At 35.4% G+C, this 19,980-nt stretch carries 20 protein-coding genes; 10 read left to right on the forward strand and 10 right to left on the reverse strand.

Annotated features, from left to right (window positions below; translation table 11 throughout):
• Window positions 1–145: 145 nt before the first annotated feature.
• From G9C87_RS10860 to G9C87_RS10885, 6 genes are all read left to right on the forward strand, one after another.
• Window positions 146–1,216, forward strand: coding sequence for a DUF4407 domain-containing protein (locus G9C87_RS10860; RefSeq protein ID WP_172280926.1), 1,071 nt, complete (start codon window positions 146–148; stop codon window positions 1,214–1,216).
• A gap of 362 nt (window positions 1,217–1,578) precedes the next feature.
• A complete protein-coding gene (locus G9C87_RS10865; protein ID WP_172280927.1) occupies window positions 1,579–1,863 on the forward strand; it encodes a hypothetical protein in 285 nt (94 codons plus the stop codon).
• Window positions 1,864–2,498: 635 nt separating this feature from the next.
• Window positions 2,499–2,696, forward strand: coding sequence for a KTSC domain-containing protein (locus tag G9C87_RS10870; protein WP_172280929.1), 198 nt, complete (start codon window positions 2,499–2,501; stop codon window positions 2,694–2,696).
• 110 nt (window positions 2,697–2,806) lie between these two features.
• Entirely contained in the window at window positions 2,807–3,271 is a 465-nt protein-coding gene (locus G9C87_RS10875; RefSeq protein ID WP_172280931.1) for a redoxin domain-containing protein, read from the forward strand.
• Window positions 3,272–3,276: 5 nt separating this feature from the next.
• Window positions 3,277–3,795, forward strand: coding sequence for a DsbA family protein (locus G9C87_RS10880; RefSeq protein WP_172280933.1), 519 nt, complete (start codon window positions 3,277–3,279; stop codon window positions 3,793–3,795).
• A 209-nt stretch (window positions 3,796–4,004) separates the two neighbouring features.
• Complete coding sequence (locus G9C87_RS10885) at window positions 4,005–4,181, forward strand: bacteriocin-like protein (protein ID WP_172280934.1); 177 nt, start codon at window positions 4,005–4,007, stop codon at window positions 4,179–4,181.
• Between the two features lie 92 nt (window positions 4,182–4,273).
• On the opposite strand, the gene guaB is transcribed toward G9C87_RS10885, so the two are convergent.
• From guaB to G9C87_RS10925, 8 genes are all read right to left on the reverse strand, one after another.
• Entirely contained in the window at window positions 4,274–5,734 is a 1,461-nt protein-coding gene (gene guaB, locus G9C87_RS10890) for an IMP dehydrogenase (protein ID WP_172280936.1), read from the reverse strand.
• Window positions 5,735–5,901: 167 nt separating this feature from the next.
• A complete protein-coding gene (locus G9C87_RS10895; protein WP_172280938.1) occupies window positions 5,902–6,609 on the reverse strand; it encodes a hypothetical protein in 708 nt (235 codons plus the stop codon).
• A 26-nt stretch (window positions 6,610–6,635) separates the two neighbouring features.
• Complete coding sequence (locus tag G9C87_RS10900) at window positions 6,636–7,136, reverse strand: DUF4252 domain-containing protein (RefSeq protein ID WP_172280939.1); 501 nt, start codon at window positions 7,134–7,136, stop codon at window positions 6,636–6,638.
• Window positions 7,137–7,147: 11 nt separating this feature from the next.
• Window positions 7,148–8,431, reverse strand: a complete 1,284-nt coding sequence (locus G9C87_RS10905) for a DUF4252 domain-containing protein (protein WP_172280940.1) — start codon at window positions 8,429–8,431, stop codon at window positions 7,148–7,150.
• Between the two features lie 62 nt (window positions 8,432–8,493).
• Window positions 8,494–9,162 carry a hypothetical protein gene (locus tag G9C87_RS10910; RefSeq protein ID WP_172280941.1) on the reverse strand — a complete coding sequence of 223 codons (669 nt, stop codon included), beginning with the start codon at window positions 9,160–9,162 and terminating at the stop codon, window positions 8,494–8,496.
• Entirely contained in the window at window positions 9,137–9,646 is a 510-nt protein-coding gene (locus G9C87_RS10915) for an RNA polymerase sigma factor (protein WP_172280942.1), read from the reverse strand. The genes G9C87_RS10910 and G9C87_RS10915 overlap by 26 nt, the downstream gene beginning before the upstream one ends.
• Window positions 9,647–9,744: 98 nt before the next feature.
• Window positions 9,745–10,905 (reverse strand): GlmU family protein, encoded by a 1,161-nt coding sequence (locus G9C87_RS10920; protein WP_172280943.1) that lies wholly within the window; start codon window positions 10,903–10,905, stop codon window positions 9,745–9,747.
• Between the two features lie 591 nt (window positions 10,906–11,496).
• Window positions 11,497–11,748: a type B 50S ribosomal protein L31 gene (locus G9C87_RS10925; protein WP_002976190.1), complete on the reverse strand. Its 252-nt coding sequence runs from the start codon at window positions 11,746–11,748 to the stop codon at window positions 11,497–11,499.
• 185 nt (window positions 11,749–11,933) lie between these two features.
• Between G9C87_RS10925 and G9C87_RS10930 the strand changes: the two genes are divergently transcribed.
• From G9C87_RS10930 to G9C87_RS10945, 4 genes are all read left to right on the forward strand, one after another.
• On the forward strand, window positions 11,934–13,340 hold the full coding sequence (locus G9C87_RS10930; RefSeq protein ID WP_172280944.1) for a hypothetical protein: 1,407 nt from the start codon (window positions 11,934–11,936) through the stop codon (window positions 13,338–13,340).
• The gene (locus tag G9C87_RS10935; RefSeq protein ID WP_172280945.1) at window positions 13,340–13,666 is read left to right on the forward strand and encodes a nucleotide pyrophosphohydrolase; all 327 of its coding nucleotides are present in this window, start codon (window positions 13,340–13,342) and stop codon (window positions 13,664–13,666) included. The genes G9C87_RS10930 and G9C87_RS10935 overlap by 1 nt, the downstream gene beginning before the upstream one ends.
• A gap of 104 nt (window positions 13,667–13,770) precedes the next feature.
• Window positions 13,771–15,048, forward strand: a complete 1,278-nt coding sequence (locus tag G9C87_RS10940; RefSeq protein ID WP_410499183.1) for a 3-phosphoshikimate 1-carboxyvinyltransferase — start codon at window positions 13,771–13,773, stop codon at window positions 15,046–15,048.
• Between the two features lie 257 nt (window positions 15,049–15,305).
• Window positions 15,306–16,307 (forward strand): phosphatidylinositol-specific phospholipase C, encoded by a 1,002-nt coding sequence (locus tag G9C87_RS10945; protein WP_228457000.1) that lies wholly within the window; start codon window positions 15,306–15,308, stop codon window positions 16,305–16,307.
• A gap of 94 nt (window positions 16,308–16,401) precedes the next feature.
• Here G9C87_RS10945 and G9C87_RS10950 read toward each other — a convergent pair whose 3' ends face one another.
• Both G9C87_RS10950 and G9C87_RS10955 read right to left on the reverse strand, forming a co-directional pair.
• Window positions 16,402–18,228 (reverse strand): alkaline phosphatase, encoded by a 1,827-nt coding sequence (locus G9C87_RS10950; RefSeq protein ID WP_172280947.1) that lies wholly within the window; start codon window positions 18,226–18,228, stop codon window positions 16,402–16,404.
• A 223-nt stretch (window positions 18,229–18,451) separates the two neighbouring features.
• On the reverse strand, window positions 18,452–19,960 hold the full coding sequence (locus G9C87_RS10955) for a RagB/SusD family nutrient uptake outer membrane protein (RefSeq protein WP_172280949.1): 1,509 nt from the start codon (window positions 19,958–19,960) through the stop codon (window positions 18,452–18,454).
• Window positions 19,961–19,980 lie beyond the last annotated feature (20 nt).

Consider the following 19,980-nt stretch of genomic DNA (forward strand, 5'->3'; position numbering starts at 1 on the left):
GAATTTTATTATGTTAATATGTAAAAATCATAACTTATTGTCTAACAGTGATATAAATAAAACAAGTAAACATACTTGGTAAAACATAATACTATCTTTAGCATTGGTATGATTTTTAGTATTACTTTTGTATAAATTTTCAATAATGAAAAATCAACAACAAACTATAAATCAGGTGAATCATAAAATAAATTGGTTCCAGAAGTTTCTGATGGTATGCTCCGGAGGAAACATCCATATTTTAAGGAAAACACCAAGTGAATGGAATAAATTTTCGGGTATCGGAGGTATCGTTTTATTTACTGCAGTTTTCGCTACACTTTCCGCAGGTTATGCCATGTATACTGTATTTGATAATATATGGACATCTGTTGGTTTTGGAATTTTATGGGGATTAATGATATTTAACCTGGACCGTTACATTGTTTCCTCCATCAAAAAAACGGGAACATGGTGGAATCAGATACTCATGGCTATTCCACGTCTGGTTTTGGCTACTTTTTTAGGAATTATCATTTCAAAACCTTTAGAGCTTAAAATTTTTGAAAAGGAAGTCAATAAACAGCTGAACACGATCATCCAGCGAAATAAAAAGCAGCTTCAGGGTGAAATGACCGGCAGAATTCTTCAGCAAAGCGGTCCTTTTGAAACTGAGAAAAAACAAATATCAGAAAAGATTGCACAATACCAAAAGTCTTATGATTCGGCAGCTGTAGAGCTAGAAAAAGAAATCCTCGGAAAACAATCAGGCTTAACGAGTGGAAAAGTAGGTTTCGGATCTAATGCCAAAAGAAAACAGGAGCTTAAGGAGCAAAGACGTCAGGATCTTGAGAGTTATCAAAAGCAAGTAGCTCCAAGGTTGGAATATCTGGATAAAGAAATTTCAAAAGTATACACCAATCTGGAAACCGAAAGAAAATCTACTGAAACCTTTGAGGATAAGTTCAATGGATTTGCCGCCCGTTTGCAGGCGCTTGATGAGTTAGGAAAAAATTCCGCAATCATAGGTTTAGCTGCAGCCTTTATTATGGGGCTTTTCATTTGTCTGGAAATTTCTCCTGTACTGGTTAAGCTAATTTCTCATGTAGGCCCCTATGATCATCTTTTGGAAAAAACAGAAAATGATTTCCGCCTGTACTCCAAGGAAAAAATTGAAAAAGGCAATGCCCTTACCGACTATAGAATCGATGATTTTAAAGAGAATCTGAATAAATAATTTAAATTATATCAGAAAAAGACCTTTCATGTTTATGAAAGGTCTTTTTTATTTTAAAACGTTATATTCTGTCGTTACTCAAAAGTATTTTTACCTTGGAGTTAAAGATGTAATTCTTATTAATTCTTTTCAAAGTGAAATCAAGTACTCTTAAAAAAGGTTAAATTTGCAAAATCTTAAAATACAAAAGAATAAAAAAACTCTACTTGAGTATATTGACTCTATGCACAATAACTATCAAATTATCACAAGAAATGATATAGCAAAAAGATATCAAATCCAATTCTCAGGATTTCCTAACTAGGCATTACAAGAAGCGCTAAATGAAGCAATCAGATTAGAACAGTTTAAATAAATTCAAAATGGAAGAGTATTTAGATAAGCATTTCATAATTAAATTTCTATTTCTCTTAATAGTAGGTATTGGCACTGTCGTAATTTCATATCTATTATCTAAAAGTTTTAAAAAAGAAAGTTTATTATCTACTCCTAATAATAATTTAAAAAGGATGACATACTGGCGTACTTTAGGGGGTATGCTCATCGGAAGTGTTAGAGTATTAATATCCTTTTATTTGTTATTTGAAGATTTAACGAAAAATAAAGAGGAAAAAAACAACAAATTTGAACAAGTTCAGATCAAATAATTACATTGCCTTTAATTAAATGGTATTTTTTGCATAAAAAGTAAATTAAAGATACAGCTACTAGAAACTTAATTTCTCGGGGCTGTCATTATTTTTATTTTTATTTGTCTATTATAATGTGACAACAAGTTAAAATACCATTAACTAAAAATAATCCAGAGTGAAAAAAATAATATTATTTACCTTAATATATCATATTTTGTTATTTCTAATACCTCTTGTAATAATTTCTATTCTTGAAGGTTATGGAACCGAGACATATGCTTATATCTTTTATTTTAGTGTGAGGTACTTCTTTGTCGGATTTATTTTTGATGTCATAATACTAGCCCTTCTATATTATTTTAAAATCAGTAAATTAAAATGGGTGTTATTCTTTTTAAGTTCTATATGCATTGCATTAATAATGCTTTACACTTTATTGCAAATTAAATAACTATTATTTACATCAAGTAACACAGTTTATATAAAAATTTACTCAAAAAATAATAGCAAATTATAAACAGATCCAAGAAAATAAATTATCTCGGATCTCTATTTTAAAATACCTTTCGAATATTTCAGTACACCCTAAAAATCATAATCCAACAGTTTTTTATATCCTAAATAGGAATATTTTTTGCAGTTCCTATACCATGCCTTCCTCAGTTGTACATAGTTATGAATATTTTCCGGAAACTGAAATACTACGAATCGTATATCAGTCGGGAGCAGTTTATGATTATTTGAAAGTACCACAGATCATTGTTGATCAGTTCAAAGCTTTTACTTCTAAAGGGACATTTCTTAATAAGGTTATCAAAAAGAAATTTAAGTATACCAGAATAAAATAAAATTCTCTGCTTTATTTTAACAATAATTTAAGTCGTTATCGGCTATGAATTAATTTCTTATTCCTAATTTTAGTTTTTCATTCAAAGAATTTACAACTAATCACAAAAATATGATACTACAACAAGGAACCCCGGCACCGGATTTTGAGCTCCATGCCACTCCCGACCAGAAACTAAAACGTTCTGATTTTTTAGGAAAGAACCTGATTTTAGTTTTTTATCCTGCAGACTGGAGTCCGGTTTGTGGTGATCAGGTGAGCCTATATAATGAAATGCTTTCCATTTTTCATAAATATAATGCAGATATCCTGGGTATTTCTGTTGACAGCGCCTGGTGCCATGATGCTTTCATGGAAAACAGAAAACTACACTTCCCTCTGTTGGCCGACTTCAATCCCAAGGGAGAAGTTTCAAAAGCTTACGGCGTCTATAATGAAGATAACGGAACTTCACAAAGAGCACTATTTGTTATTGATCCTGAAGGAATCATCCAGTGGAGCTACTTATCACCCGATGGAATTAATCCGGGAGCTGACGGAATCATTGATGCTTTAGAAAATTTAAAACAAAAATAATATTTATGTCTACTTTAAGAATTCCCATTGGTCCTAACGACCACGTTCAGGGAAATCCAGATACCGCGAAAATAGTTTTAGTAGAATATGGTGACTATCAATGTCCTTATTGTGGTCATGCTTTTCCTTTAATAAGAAGATTTGTTCAGGAAAACAGTGATGATGTAGCATTTGTATTCAGGAACTTTCCTTTGACTGATGCCCATGAATATGCCATGGCAGCCGCAACAGTTGCCGAGGCAGCAGGAAAACAAGGAAAATTCTGGGAAATGCACGACCTCATCTATGACAACCAAAATATATTGAACGAAGCACTACTCAAAGAGTGTGTAAAAGTTCTGAAACTGGATGTGAATAAAATCGAAAATGAGATTAACACCGAAGAACTTCAGGCAAAGATTGAGGCTGACTTTGAAGGCGGTGTACGCAGTGGAGTAAACGGAACTCCATCTTTTTTCGTCAATGGGCAAAAATGGGAAGATTATGACGGAACGTACGATTCATTCATTGACCTAATTTCTTAGTTTAACGATACTATTTCCGAATAGATTTTGGATAAAAGCCATATTGAGGAATATCATATATTTTCTTCACTGAAATGATCGCATAGAACAATTGAATTTTAAATTATTATTTTCCTTAGTAACTCTCTTTTTTTAAGAAATTCATTCAAATTGTGAAAAAAAAATTTACATTTGATACGTTGTACAAAACCTAAAACAATTAACTTATTATGAAAAATTCAAAAAAAATTTCAAGAGAAAGCTTGAAAACAATTAAGGGAGGATTTAAAATGTGTAATGCTGAGTTACCTAATTTCGGCTGTGGTGATGCAGAGTTTTTCTGCTGTGGACCTGGCGGTTGCAGAAGAATAGCAGATCTTCCACCAGGATCTTGTATTGCACAGTAATTTTTCCTTTTATTCAAATTATTAAATTACAAATACGGCTGGCTCAATAATGAGCCAGCCGTATTTTTTTTATATTAATCTTATTACTACAATTATAAGGAATAATTAGGAGCTTCCTGTGTGATAATCACATCGTGCGGATGAGATTCTTTCAATCCACTTCCTGTGATCATGACCATTTTTGTATCTTTCTGTAAAGCCTCAATATCTTTTGCTCCACAGTAACCCATTCCTGCTCTAAGTCCACCGGTTAATTGGAAAATTACATCTTCCAGTTTTCCTTTGTGGGGAACCCTACCTTCAATTCCTTCAGGAACGAATTTTTTAGCCTCACTCTGGAAATATCTTTCTTTTCCTCCTCTTTTCATTGCCGAAAGACTTCCCATTCCCTGGTAAGACTTGAACTTTCTACCCTGGAAAATAATTTCTTCTCCCGGAGCTTCATCAGTTCCTGCTAAAAGAGATCCAAGCATTACCGCTCCTGCCCCACTCGCAATAGCTTTTACAATGTCCCCAGAAAGTTTAATTCCACCGTCAGCAATTACCGCTACATTTTTAGATTTAGCATAATCGTACACATTGTATATCGCAGATAACTGAGGAACCCCAACTCCTGCTACTACTCTGGTTGTACAGATTGAACCCGGGCCAACACCTACTTTAAGAACATTTGCTCCTGCTTTGATCAAATCTTTTGCTGCTTCAGCAGTTACAATATTTCCTCCCACGATATCCAGATCCGGATATGCTTTTCTGATCTCAGAAATCTTATCTAAAACTCCTTTGGAGTGTCCATGAGCCGAATCAATCGCTACAATATCAACACCTGCCTTTACCAGCGCTGCAATCCTGTCCATGGTATCTTCTCCTACTCCTACTCCGGCACCCACAATAAGGCGGCCATTCTGATCTTTATTCGCATTAGGATACTCCAATTGATTGTCGATATCTTTAATCGTAATCAATCCTACCAATTTATTGTCTTTGTCTACAATAGGAAGTTTTTCAACACGGTTCTTAAGAAGGATTTCTTTAGCCTTTTCAAGATTGGTGTTTTTATCGGAAGTGATCAGATTTTCTTTCGTCATGATCTCCTCAACTTTCATATCAAGATTTTCCTGATACTTAACATCTCTGTTTGTGATGATCCCAATAAGAACATTATTCGGATCTACAACTGGTAAACCAGAAATTTTATATTTGGACATCATTTCTTTAGCCTGAGCTAAAGTATGATCTTTTGAAAGGGTAACTGGATCAGAGATCATTCCATTTTCAGAACGTTTCACACGGTTTACCTGTGCCGCCTGTTCTGCGATCGTCATATTTTTGTGAATGAAACCAAGTCCACCAACTCTTGCTAATGCAATAGCCAGATCGCCTTCAGTAACTGTGTCCATCGCAGCAGATACTATCGGAACATTCAGGGTAATTTTATCGGTAAGTCTTGATTTTAATGATACCTGGTTAGGTAAAACTTCTGAATAAGAAGGGACTAGAAGAACGTCATCGAAAGTGATGGCTGTCTCTACAATTTTGTTATGAATAGACATCTTTACTTTCTTTGCAAAATTAGGCTATTTTAGTGAGATATGAAAATCCTTTTTAATAGTTTAAATAAAAATTAATAATCAATAAGTTAAATCAAAAAACCGCCCTTATATAAAAAGCGGTTTGCACAAAATAAAATGAGTTATATGAACTAAATATAATATATTTTTTATTTAGCCGTGAGCTGTCCCTTTTCGTCGACACTCTCTATATGCGTCTGGTTGTTTTTATCTACATAGATCTTAAGACGTATGCGTCCTTTATCATCCCGTATAAAAAGTCCTACATCGCCATTCGCTGTTTTTCCGGCGAAAAAACGCTCACTCCCCAATTTTCCTTCTTCTTTCAATTTGGCAAAAGCTTTCTTCAGCGCTATTGGGTCATTAAGCTTTTGTAAAGAATCATCAAACCTTATTACTTTTTCGAGCGGGAAATCATCCGGTCTGTCCCAAAGTTTGAGTCCGTATGATCTTTTTTTATCCGCCCCAATACCTTCACTATATTGAAGTTGCATGATCTGATCCGTTTTCCTCTGGTCTACAGAGTATACCATTCCTGAACCTTTTTCATCGGCATCATATACCAATCCTCCACATTCATCACCTAAAGAATTAAAGAAAATCAGTCCGGCTTCCCTTTCTCTTGCTTTAAGAGGTTTGTTATTCAGTAATCCTGGATGCTGTCGTTTTTTATTACTGATTACCATTTTGAGTGTTCCGTCTTTTTCGACAATATTAATTCTTTCAACATCAATTTCCTCAAACCTCTGATGGTCATTACTGCTTTTAAAAGCCAGTAAAAACAACAAAACAAAAGCTACTGTAAGCGATGCTGCATATATCTTCAGCATGCGCACTTCTCTGATTAATTTTTCCATGTAAATAATTTATTGTTAAAAATAAATTATTTATCTGAAGCTGAATTAATGAATTTTGAAATATCATCCGGAGTAAAATTCCCCTTTACATCCACGAATACCAATTCTCTATCTGAATTTACCGTGATCAGCATATTTTTTATGGTTTCCCCGGATTGCTTTACACGAACATTTACATTATCTCCATTATGTTTTATGGTCGCCCAGTCTTCATAATTGTTATTATTAAGATATCTTGCATAATCTGCTAACATCTCCTGATCTCCGTTTTCTACCGTCAATACTTTTATTTTTGATATTTTCTTTACCAACTGAGCGGTAGCCTCACCATCCTCTTCTTCTTTTAATGCTTTTCTGATAAAAGGTTTTGCCAGGAACATGGGTACATTGACGCTTTCAAACTTTGCTCCTTTAAAATCATAGCCTGAGTCCGAAAAGAATTCCATATTAGGTTTGTGTGATACTACACAAGACTGAAGCAAAAATACCGTGCAAGCTGCAAGCAAAATGGTTCGTAAGTTTTTCATGGTCATCAGGTTTAGTTTATGGATCTCAGACTTCCACCGGAAACCTTACTGATATTGGAGTCAATTCTCGGATTTCCTTTATATTTAATGGATCCTCCGGAAGATGCTTTAGCCTTAAGCTTATCCGTTACATTGATGGTAAGACTGGATCCGGATGTAGATTCCACTTCCAATTCACTTAATCTTAAGTTTTCTGCTTTACAAGATGCACCACTGCTTATATCAATAACTCCGGAAGTTGCCTGCCCTTCAAGTATGGTATCTGACCCACTTGAAGCTTTAACAACGACGGACGAAGTATTAAGACTTATTTTTATACTGGCTCCTGAAGTAGAACTCACGTCTGTGGTACCAGAAACATTAAATTTTCCTTTGATTGTAGATCCTGATGAAGCATCAATATCCATACGGTTCTCCTTTACCGGATTTACTGCTGTAAAGTTTGCTCCGGAAGATGCTTTCACACTACTCATTCTTGGAGAAGAAACATTTACACTTAAGTTTTTAAATCTGACATTTCGTTCGCCCTTATTGTCAACATAAACTTTTAAAATACCATTCTCTACTTTGGTGATTACATATTGAAGCTTATCCGCATCTGCAATAACCTTTACACTTGTCGGGCTTTCCTGCTTATAAACGAGATTTACTCCCGTGCTCACCTGAATTCCTGAGAACTCACCCACATTTCTTGCTTCACCATTAAGGTATGAAGTACTACTCTCTGAAGTAAAGCTGCTTCGTGTAGTATTGGTACTCGAGCTTACTTTTGTTTCACTGGATTTTATAATCTTACTGAGATCATCCATTGATAGTTTCCCATCCAGCATTACTAAAACATTCCCGCCATCACCACTGTCAATACTCAACAGGACATCATCCAATATTCCTTCTTTTGCTCCTGAAGATAGAAATTTTATTTTGCTTTCCTTACTATTCACGCTCATCACTTCGCTATAGTTCAGGTTATTTAAATAGGTAGAAATATCTTTATTGATCTGGGAGATATTACTTTGTATTTTTTTACCTCCCGGAGAGTTTACGTTTTCAGGGCTCTCTGTAATCAGAATCTTTAATCCATTAATCTTTGTCAATAATGGTTTGATCTGATCCAGCTGAGAATCATCGATATTCAGGCTGCTAAGCATCCCAAACATGGGTTTTGCAATTTTAATAGAAGTTACACCTTCTACCTGCTGGTATTTTTCAAAAAGTTTATCGAATTTGTCATCCTGCCCATATACTGTAAAGAAGTGGGAGAAGGCAAGTGCGAATATTATCAATATTTTTTTCATGAGTCAATTTTTAATTTTAAGCTGATAATTAATACCTGATCAGGGAGTAATCTCTTTTTTTGTTAATAGTTATCATCCATTACTTTTGGCTGTACTAACTTTTCGCTAACATTATTTGCAAATATTTGAAATGAATATTTAGTCACATTAATAGCCTCTTCAACATTATCGATCCTTTTTCCGTTTACAATAACATAATTGTTATTGTAGCCTGTAGAATCTTTCGAAGCAACATTCAATTTTCTATAAGAAGAATTATCTGTAAATTTTGGTCTTACTTCTTTTTTCAGTCTTCCTCTTTTAGGAAGAATCTCATCCAGAACATCTTTTTCCGCAACTGTGTTTCTCTGAAAGACAGAATCACTTTTTATTGCTGCAATACTGTCTGCACTGTTTACAGCGACCTGCCGTTCTGGTTCATGATTTTCTTCAATGAAATCCTGCTTTTGTTGCTTGATCTGGTTTTCTACCAATTTTGACTGGTCTGCTACCGGAACATTTTGGTAGTAATTGAAGATCAATCCTGCACTTACAAGCAATACTACACTTGCAGCCATCCAGAACCATTTGGGGAAAGAAGGTTTTTTCTTTTCCAGAGGAATGATCTTATGATCATCATTATCTATACCTTCTGCTTTTTGAAGAAAATCTTCAAAATCCCAATTCATCTTTTCTTCCTTCATACCACGGAAGATTTCGTCGTACTTATCTTGAAATTGATCGTTGTTCATAATTCATCAGTTGTGAGATTTGTTCTTTTACTTTTTGTCTTGCACGCATAAGATTGACTCTTACTGCATTTTCCTCCATTTCCAGCATCTCTGAAATTTCAGATACTTCATATTCCTCTACATCTTTCAAATGGATAACCATCTTTTGTTTTTCAGGAAGTTCATTAATAAATCCTATAATATGTTCTTTAAGGTTATTAATATCCATACTGTAAAGTTCCGACCGGTGAATCTGCATATCTGCAAAACCAGCCTTCACATCATGATGCTTCAATCTGTTAAGGCATTCATTCCGAACGGATTTTAATGCATAGGATTTTAAATTTCCGAATTGCTCCAGTTCTTCTCTTTTCTGCCAAAACTTTACCATAAGATCCTGCACCACATCTTCTGCTTCATCACTGCTCATGACAAACCTCTTCGCAAAACGATACATCTCGTTTTTGAGAATAAACACCGTATTCTTAAAGGTCTCTTGGGTCATAAGTTTTGTTTCTATGAGTAAGACAATCAAAAATTAAATTCTATTACATCACAAAATAAAAAAACTTCAAAAAAATGAAGTTTTTTTTATAATCAGGATTAATAGCTGTCAAAAATATATCTTAAAATCCTCTTATCTTCGTCTGTGAGAGCCACTTTTCTTCTGGCCATTGCTCTTTCTGCCACTTCGTAAGCTTTATCCAATTTAAATCGTTCATCTCCCTTAAATCCACCCCAGGAAAAATTCTCTATGAGATTAGGAGGAAAACCTTCTTTAAAAATATTGGAAGCAACACCAATTACAGTTCCTGTATTCAGCTGGGTATTGATTGCTGTCTTGGAATGATCTCCCATGATCAGCCCGGCAAACTGTAATCCTGTATCTTCAAATGCCTTCGTCCTGTAGCTCCAGAATTTTACTGTTCCGTAGTTATTTTTCATATTTGACGAATTGGTATCCGCTCCAAAATTACACCACTCCCCGATTACCGAGTTTCCGACAAATCCTTCATGACCTTTACTGGAATACCCGAATACAATAATATTATTAACCTCTCCTCCTATTTTACACTGAGGTCCAATGGTGGTTGCACCATAAATTTTTGCCCCCAGATTAAATTTAGAATCATCACAAAGGACAATAGGACCACGAAGATGGCAGCCTTCCATTATTTCCGTATTCTTTCCGATATAAATCTTTCCGGTCTTTGTATTGAGTGTTGAAAATTCTATCTGTGCCCCTTCTTCAATAAATAAATCTTTTTTATCTCCTAAGAATCCATTGGTGGAGGAAAGTTCCTGAGAGGTTCTTCCTTTGGTAAGGAGATCAAAGTCAAAATCAATCGCCTTATGATTATAGGTAAACAGGTCTTTAGGTTTTTTAAAGAAAACAAGTTCTTCTTTGATATCAGTCATTTTTTCAATCTGATTCAGGGAAAACTCCTTCATATTGATTTTTGCCGCAATCAATTCGTCTTCGTATACTAAAGCTTCACCTTGCTTAAGGTCTTTTATTTGTTGCAGGACCTGCTCAGTAGGTAGAAAATTAGTAACGAGAAAAAGACTTTCTTTTTCTTCCGGGTTTTTAAATTTTTCCTGAAGGTAATTTTCTGTGAAATAGGAAATTTCAGAGTTTTCCAATAATTTCTGCCATCTCTCTGAAAATGTCAGGATTCCGCAACGCATTTCTGCAATGGGGCGGGTAAAAGTAAGGGGAAGAAAGTCTTCCCAATATTGTGCATCTGAAAATACTAATTGCATTTTTAAGAAGTTAGAGGTTAGAAGTTAGAAATCAAAGGCTTGAAACTGGAAGTAATACCGTACTTGTGGTGTTGTTTTCCGGATATGAGCTCCTTATTTCTACTCAGAACAAAAATACAAAAACATATGAGAAATCAGAAAAGGTATTTCGGGGATGCGGGATCCGAGGTATGAAGTGCGAGCGTGCTGATCTTATCTTTTAATAAATGACCTCTGCAATTTCGGTAGAAATCTGTTTTTAAAATGGTCAAAGTGAGTATTGTTAATTACTTACTTTATATTATATTTTAGATCTCTGATCTTCTCAGATTCATACAGATTTTTGCATTTGTTTCATGAATCCTTGTAGGCTTTTGTAAAAATATGATTGTTAATTTATAATATTGACAACTGTTTATCATTTATCAATTATCATTTATTATTAATTAATCTAGCCCCGATAGAAGCGGATACCCCGCAACAAGTATTGGATTTGCCCTGGCGTGAGGAGTAAGAGTGGATAGCGGGAAAAAGCTCCTAAAAAGAATCTCACCTCATAAAAAAAGTCTTCCAAAATTTTGGAAGACCTTAATATCTTTAAATGTCAAAAAATTACTTAGCGAATTTTTTGTATTTGTTCATAAATTTATCTACTCTACCAGCAGTATCTACTAACTTTACTTTACCAGTGTAGAAAGGGTGAGAAGTAGAAGAGATTTCCATTTTGATCAAAGGGTACTCTTGTCCTTCATACTCGATAGTGTCTTTTGTTTCTGCAGTAGACTTGCAAAGAAACACCTCGTCGTTACTCATATCTTTGAAAACAACAAGTCTATAATTTTCTGGGTGAATTCCGTTTTTCATAATACAATTTTTAAAAAAATTAAAGTTTGCTTTCGAAATAGTAATGGATATTTCTCTGCTAATTTTAGGCTGCAAAAATACAATATTTTTTCTAATATCCAAATAGCTAGTCCAATATTTTTTTCTTGATAAGAAATTTAAAGTATTTTCGTTAAATTTGGAATCTATATTAAACTTTAATTTCGATGAAATTCAAATTATTACTGGCTTTTTCTTTCTGGATGCTTCTGATAGCGGTATCATGTAATAAAGATGATATCAGCTTTGATGCTCCTTCACAGCAATTAAGATTTTCCAGGGACACTGTGTTTTGTGATACGGTTTATCACCAGGTCCGCTCTGAAACTTATGTTGTAAAAGTATATAATAATGAAGACAAAGATATTTCTATTCCCAGAATTAATCTTGAAAAAGGAGCAGCTTCTTTATATAAAATCAATGTAGACGGAAAGGCAGGATACGATTTTAAAGATGTTCCCCTGAGAAAAAAAGACAGTCTTTATATTTTTGTTGAAATTGCCCCACAAGCTACCGGTCCGGAGGCTATTGCTGAAGACCGTGTGATATTTACAAGTCCAGCGGGACAACAGCATGTCACTTTATTTTCTGTTGTTCAGGATGCTGAATTCTTTATCCAGACTCCAACCAACCCTAATGTGATCAGTAATCATACAACCTGGAGTAACACAAAAGCGAAGATTATTTATGGTGACCTTACGATAAATCCGAATGTTACCCTGGATATTCAACCCGGAACTAAAGTATATTTCCATAAAAACAGCGGAATGAAAGTAGGCACAGGTGCTACATTAAATATAAACGGAACCTTGAACAATGAGGTTGTTCTTCGGGGTGACAGGAATGATCCGTACTATGATACTATTCCTAAAAACTGGAATTCAATCCGTATGGAAGCAGGATCTACCCTCAATATGAATTACGGAAGACTTTTCGGAGGAACAAGAGGACTGGAGATGAAGCAAACGAATGCCACAATCAGCAATTCATTTATTCATACATTTCAGGAATATGGTATATATGCTGTAAATTCAACAGTGAATGGAAAAAATCTTGTTATGAATAACTGCGGGGAATCTGCAATAGGTATTTTTAAAGGAGGAAACCATAACTATACACATGCTACCATAGCCAATTATTCGAAAACGCTTTCTTCTTCCAACCGTAACGGAATTTTTGCTACCAATGAGTGGAAAAATGATGCTGGGCAAACAGAACAAGGCGCATTACAGCTTAATGTGAGAAACAGTATTGTGTATTCCGACAGGGATAATTCAATTAATTTTGAACAAACTCCAGGACAGTTATTTAATTTTCAGTTCCAAAACTGCCTGCTAAAGTATTCAAACACTTCGGAAGCCGGCTTTAACTTTGACAGCAATACTAATGTCATTCAGAGTTTAAAAAATGAAGACCCGCAATTTGTCAATTATTTTATTGCTCATCAGAATTTAAGAGTTAAGACTACCTCCCCGGCTAAAAATAAAGGAAATGTTGCAGTAGCAGCAACGGTTCCAACAGATATAGCCAATGTATCGAGAACTACCCAACCAACTCTTGGAGCTTATCAGTAATGGAAATAACGAATTTACAACAGCAGGTTGATGAATGGATAAAAACAATTGGTGTCCGTTATTTTAATGAACTTACCAATATGGCAATGTTGACAGAGGAGGTAGGTGAAGTGGCCAGAATTATCGCGAGGCGATATGGTGAGCAAAGTGAAAAAGAAAGTGACAAAAGTAAAGATTTGGGTGAAGAATTGGCGGATGTCCTTTTTGTAACCTTATGCCTTGCCAATCAAACAGGGGTAAATCTACAGGAAGCTTTCGACAAAAAAATGAAGCTAAAAACGGATCGCGATAAAGACCGACATCAGAATAATGAAAAACTGAAGTAAAGATTTCAGATATAATATATACAAAGGACTTTACTTAGCTTATCATCTGCTTTTAAAAGACTGAATCTTATCAGAATAATAAAATTGAAACAGAGACTACGTTGATGATAACAGACAATAACCGTCTGAAATCTGATGACTTAAATCTGAAACCTATAGAAATAATGAAGTTAGAGAAATCAAAATTAGAAGGAGATCAAACCATACAAATCAGCGGTTCGAAAAGTATTTCGAATCGTTTGTTGATTTTGGAAAGCCTGTTTAATAACATACAAATCGGAAATCTTTCCAATTCCCAGGACACAGAAATGCTTACGAAAGCCTTATCAGAAAATTCTGAAGTGGTGGACATTCATCATGCCGGAACCGCCATGCGCTTTCTTACTTCATATTTTTCTATCCTCGAGGGCAGGGATACTATCCTAACCGGATCCGGAAGAATGAAAGAAAGGCCTATCAAAAACCTGGTCAACGCTTTGCGTGATCTGGGAGCAGATATTAAATATATGGAGAACGAAGGTTTTCCTCCTTTAAGAATTAAGGGTAAGAGGATTACACAATCTGTGGTGAATGTTCCTGCCAATATTTCCAGCCAGTTTATTACTTCTTTACTTCTTATTGCAGGGAAGCTGGAAAATGGTTTGGAGATCAATCTTGTCGGGGATATCACATCGAGGTCTTATATTGAAATGACGCTTGATATTATTACCAGATTTGGCATTAAAGCTACTTTTACAGGCAATGTGATTAAAGTAGAACCTTTTGCAAACCCATCTTCTGTTATCCATTATGAAGTAGAAAGTGACTGGAGCTCTGCTTCGTACTTCTACTCTATCTGTGCATTGGGAAGAAAAACTATTCATCTGAAAAGCTTCTATAAACAATCCACTCAGGGAGATTCTGCAATAGCAAACATCTATGAGAAGTTCTTTGGAATTACAACGACTTTTTCGGAAGAAGAACATAAAATTACTTTAAAGGCTGACCCTTACTTTTCTTTTCCGGAAAAAATTGAACTGGATATGAACGACTGCCCCGACATTGCGCAAACTCTTTGTGTAACGGCAGCTGCATTAAAAATTCCTTTCGACATTTCAGGTCTGGGCACCTTAAGGGTTAAGGAAACAGACAGACTACAAGCTTTATATAACGAACTAAAAAAAATAGGAACCGACACTGAAATTACAGATTTCACAATCAAATCAGTGAGTTTTGGAGAACCGGAAGAAAATATCTCGATCAAAACTTATCAGGATCACAGGATGGCCATGAGTTTTGCTCCATTCTGCCTGATCAAAGAGCTTACAATAGAGGAAGAAAATGTGGTTGAAAAATCGTATCCCATGTTCTGGAAAGATCTTTCCACAATTCTTATATCGTAATGTAAAGAATATTTCAAACGACAACACAAAACGACGGTCCTTTCATCAGATCGTCGTTTTGTGTTTATATGGACAATACAATACTCAAGTTAATTTAGAAAACAGACGATTTTTGCAATTTCAGCAATTCTGTAATTTTTGCCTTTTAGGAGAATTTCTACATTTAAACATCATAACTTAATTATCTATTAAAATTCATTTAACTCCCTTATAATAGATATATGCTTATTTTAGGTTTAAATAAAAATACTTAAACTATGTCCAAATTTAATGTGAGACATCTTGCGATTCTCCTTCTCGGTATTACAGCTACCTCAACGATGCTTTCTTCATGTTCAGAAAATCTAACCGCTATGAACTCTGATGATAAGAACTTCAGTATTCAGGCAAAGAATACCGGTAAAGTTACTCTGGCCACTATTGGTATCAGCAACTGGATGTCCGGATTAGAGGATAATACTTCCCTTTCTAAAACTTCTATCCCCGGCACTCACGATTCAGGAGCAATGAGAGAGGTTCCTTCGAACAGTGGTACGGCAAAGACCCAAAACCTTACCATCAGCGAGCAACTCAATGCAGGAGTCCGTTTTCTGGATGTCCGTTGCAGACATATTGATAATTCTTTTGCTATCCATCATGGTGCTATTTATCAGAATTTAAATTTTGATGATGTTCTTAATGCATGCTACTCATTTTTAGACAGTCATCCTACAGAGGCCATCATCATGTCTGTAAAAGAAGAATATAATGCTTCGAATACAACAAGAACCTTTGAGAAAACATTCGATTCTTACATCCAGAAAAACCCTTCAAGATGGGATCTTGGAACTCATATTCCTACTTTAGGATCTGTGAGAGGAAAAATAAAATTACTAAGAAGGTTTTCAGCAGAAACAGCTAAAGGAATTGATGCTACATCATGGGCAGATAATACAACCTTTGAAATCAATAATTCCAATGCTTCATTAAAAGTTCAGGATTATTATCAGGTAAGTAATAATGATGATAAATGGAATAAGATTTCTGCTCTTTACAATGAGGCTAAAAATGATACCAGCAGTAAACTTTTTATTAATTTTACAAGTGGTTACAAACCCTTAATATTTGGAATTCCCAGTATTCCAACAGTTTCCAATACTATTAATCCTAAACTTAAAACTTTATTTCAGAACAGCCCACAGGGAACTTACGGAATAATGCCAATAGATTTTGTCAGTGCGGAACTCTCAGAATTGATTATTAAAACTAACTTCAACTAGATTTCTTAAAAAAACTGAAAAATAAAATCGCAGCCTTTATTGATTAAAGGCTGCGACTTTTTTAATGATTATTACATTATTCCCAATAAAAGCTTTACTTCTTTATTCCATACGCGCTGAGTATTTTACTAAAGATCTCAGTATTTTCAAACAATCCTGTAAATTCTTTAGAATTGGGGCCATAAGCAAATACAGTAGATGGAATGGAAGTATGGTCATTGGTGCTGAAATTTCCGAAAATCCATCCTTCTTTAAGACTTCCATCAAGAAGTGAGAGTCCTCCGGTTTCATGATCCCCTACAACAATCACCAATGTTTCTTTATTTTCATCCGCAAACTTCATGGCTTTTCCTACCACATGATCGAAGTCTAATAATTCTGTAACAAGCTGCTCAATATTATTACTATGTCCACCGCCATCTGTTTGGGATGCCTCAACCATCATGAAAAATCCATTTTTATTTTCTTTTAGATCATTGAGGGTAAGGTCAAAGGCATCGGCTAACCAATTTCCTCTTCCTTCGGTTATTCTTTTTGAAGCCAGAGGATCAATGATCAATGTCCGGTTATTGATTTTCTTTACAGATTTTAGATCCTGGTAAGTATCTATTTTTGCTTCTTTAATTTTCAAAACATTATCCGACGTCAATCCACTGGTAGGACCGCCAATCAGAATCTTGGTTTTGGAATTCACAAAGCCTTTCAGGATTGGCTCCGAGCTATTTCTGTTATCTGAATGTGCATAAAAATCTGCGGGTGTAGCATCTGTGACGTCTCCGGTAGAAATTAATCCTGAAACCTTTCCCTGGCCAACAATGATATCCGGAATTTGTGCAATAGAATTTCCTCTTTCATCAACTCCAACGAAGCTATTCTTCGTCTTCACTCCCGTAGCAAATGCTGTTGACCCCGGAGCAGAATCCGTAATATAAGCATTGGACGAATTGGTCTTAGACAATCCGGTAGCCTTGATATTAAATACATTTAACTTTCCTTTATTCGCTGTAAAGGCAGCATAATACTGGGGCAAAGAGGTACCATCCGGAATTAAAAGAATCACATTTTTAACATTCTTAACCACTCCATCCGTTTTGTAGGTAGGTGCATATGTAGTGTATTCTTTGGTATTTTTATAAAAATTCCTAGGAATGGTATTGAGAAATTTTTTCAGATCGGGAATGTGATCGGTATTGATGTAATCCACTCCCAAATCTATAAAATTCACCCATGCATTAGGGAAATCCGGAGCTCCGTAAAAACGTACTGGCTTTTGCCGGGCATGAGCTGCCTCCACTGCCTTTTTTATATTTTCGGTTTCTTCATCTCTGGGGATTCCCTTTCCATTCCACTTTACCAGCTCCTGCAAATCTGCACTGAATAATCCTACTCTTCCAAGCTCGTCAGAAGTATATTTTTTATTAAGATCCCCATCAAAAAAAAGATAATCCGGATAATTTTTGAAATCAGAAGGCTGAGGTCTGTTACCGGTTATTACAATTTTGACCCCGGAATTACCCGTAATGTCAGGATATTTTTTCAACGTTGCTGACAAAGCATTGAGACTTGTTTTATAATCTTGCTTAATATCAATAAGCAATTGTAGTTTTTTAGAAGAATCCGGATAAATCGTTCCTTTATTGAGTTTGATTTGTTTTGAAATATTATCCAGGTAGAGGCTTTCCAATGTCCTGTCAGGAGATAATTCTTTTTCTGTATGGGCTACCCACAGCTTGCCATTAACAAGAAAAACATCTGCTTCAACAGAACCGAAGTTTGCATAATATGCCTCCCAGAATGGTACTTTCTGTTCATAATCATTATGTGAGTGCGCATTGCTTACAGTATAGTTCAGATAATTCTGCGCCTGATTTTGTGAAAAAATGGCGGTGGCTAACAAAGCCCATATTTTTATTTGTTTCATAATATTTTAAAAAGACCTGTTTAAAGGGTTTAGAGACTGAAAGCAAAAAGGCAATCTGTTAAATTGTGATTTCTATTTTTGCATTGTTCATCTTTATCAAGATAAAAATTCAATATCCCTTCGTTTCAATCTGAAACCAATGATGACCATAAAAAATAAAAGTTTAAACTATACCACTGCATAGTTTCAGCAATGGTATAGTTTATCATTATTAACTAAAGTTTTACCAGCCTTGGTTTTGTTTGATGATCCCGTGACTGTTCACGATTTCAACCTGTGGCACTGCCCACACATTATGAACCGAAGGATTGAAATTTCTGGCAGCCCATACTACCTGTCCATTAATTCCATGTAAAGGCTGTGCATAAGTACTTTGAGCATCCCCCCAACGCACAAGATCCCGGTGCCTGTCAGCCCATTCACCTGCCAATTCGCAACGTCTTTCGTGCTTCAGGTCAGCCAATATACATCCGTTTTTCGAGGCTAATCCTGCACGGTTACGGATCATATTAATTTCCTGGTCCGCATTCTGTCCCATCATAATTTTTGCTTCTGCTTTGATCAGAATAACTTCAGCATAACGCATAATCGGAACAGCAAGGTCGGTACACGGATAATCTCCATTAGCGCTTACATGCCCACTGTTTAATGCGTACTTAAATGCATCCATATATTTATTAAACTGATATCCGGTAAGGGAATTGATAGAAGCATATGTTCTTACACTTCCGTTAAACGTGAACTGATCTCCCAATTTCAGAATTGTTGCACTTCTTCTTAGATCTCCGGCTTCATATTCATCATATAGTTCTTTGGTAGGTTGAAAATATCCCCAACCATTATACAATCCCCATCCTTTATTTTCAAGCATAACGCCCGGAAGAATACTGCCTACCGAATTAAATTTAGGGGTACTCGGTATAGACCAGATATATTCCGAGCTATAATTATTTTCAGCTTTGAAAACATCAGCGTAATTATTTAGTAGATTTCTGTTTCCTTTTGTCATTACTTCATTCGCCCAAAATGCAGCATTTTGCCAGTCTTTCATAAATAAATACACTTTCGCCAGAAGTGCCCATGCAGCCACCTTGTGTGGTCTTCCGAAGTCTTTTGCCAGCAGTTCTTCCTGTGCAGGCAATAATTCTGCGGCCCTCTTAAGATCGGTTACAATATAATTGTAGTTCTCCATTACATTGGCCGCTCTCGGTATCGGATTAGGATCGGCTTCTTTATTTCTATCGATAATAGGAACTCCAGCTTTGTCATTTCCATAGTTATATGCCAATTCAAAATACATCCGGCTGCTCATAAATAAAGCCTCTCCCAGATATTTATTTTTTACCCCAGCTGTAGTCTGAATATTATCGATGTTCCGAATGACACGGTTTGCAACACCGATTACATTGTATCTTTTATTCCACTGAGTTTCTAGATCACCTGCAGCAATATAATTACTGCTGAAATTCTTTGCATTATCGGCTTCACTTTTTGATCTTCCTGTAACCATATCATCGCTGGCATTAATGAACCAGAATAAACCTCTCCCATAAAACTCACTATCGGACAAAGGCTTATACATTGCATTAGCTCCGGTGATCAGGTCATTCTCTGTTTTCCAAAAACTCGCCTCGGTAGGTGTCCCTTCCGGCTGAACATCTAACTCGTTTGTACAGGATGAAAGCACGACTGCAATCCCTGATATCCAAAATATATTTTTTAAAAATTTCATCTTTTCTTTTTTTAGTGTTA

Source organism: Chryseobacterium sp. LAM-KRS1 (genome assembly GCF_013184525.1).
GTDB lineage: Bacteria > Bacteroidota > Bacteroidia > Flavobacteriales > Weeksellaceae > Chryseobacterium > Chryseobacterium proteolyticum.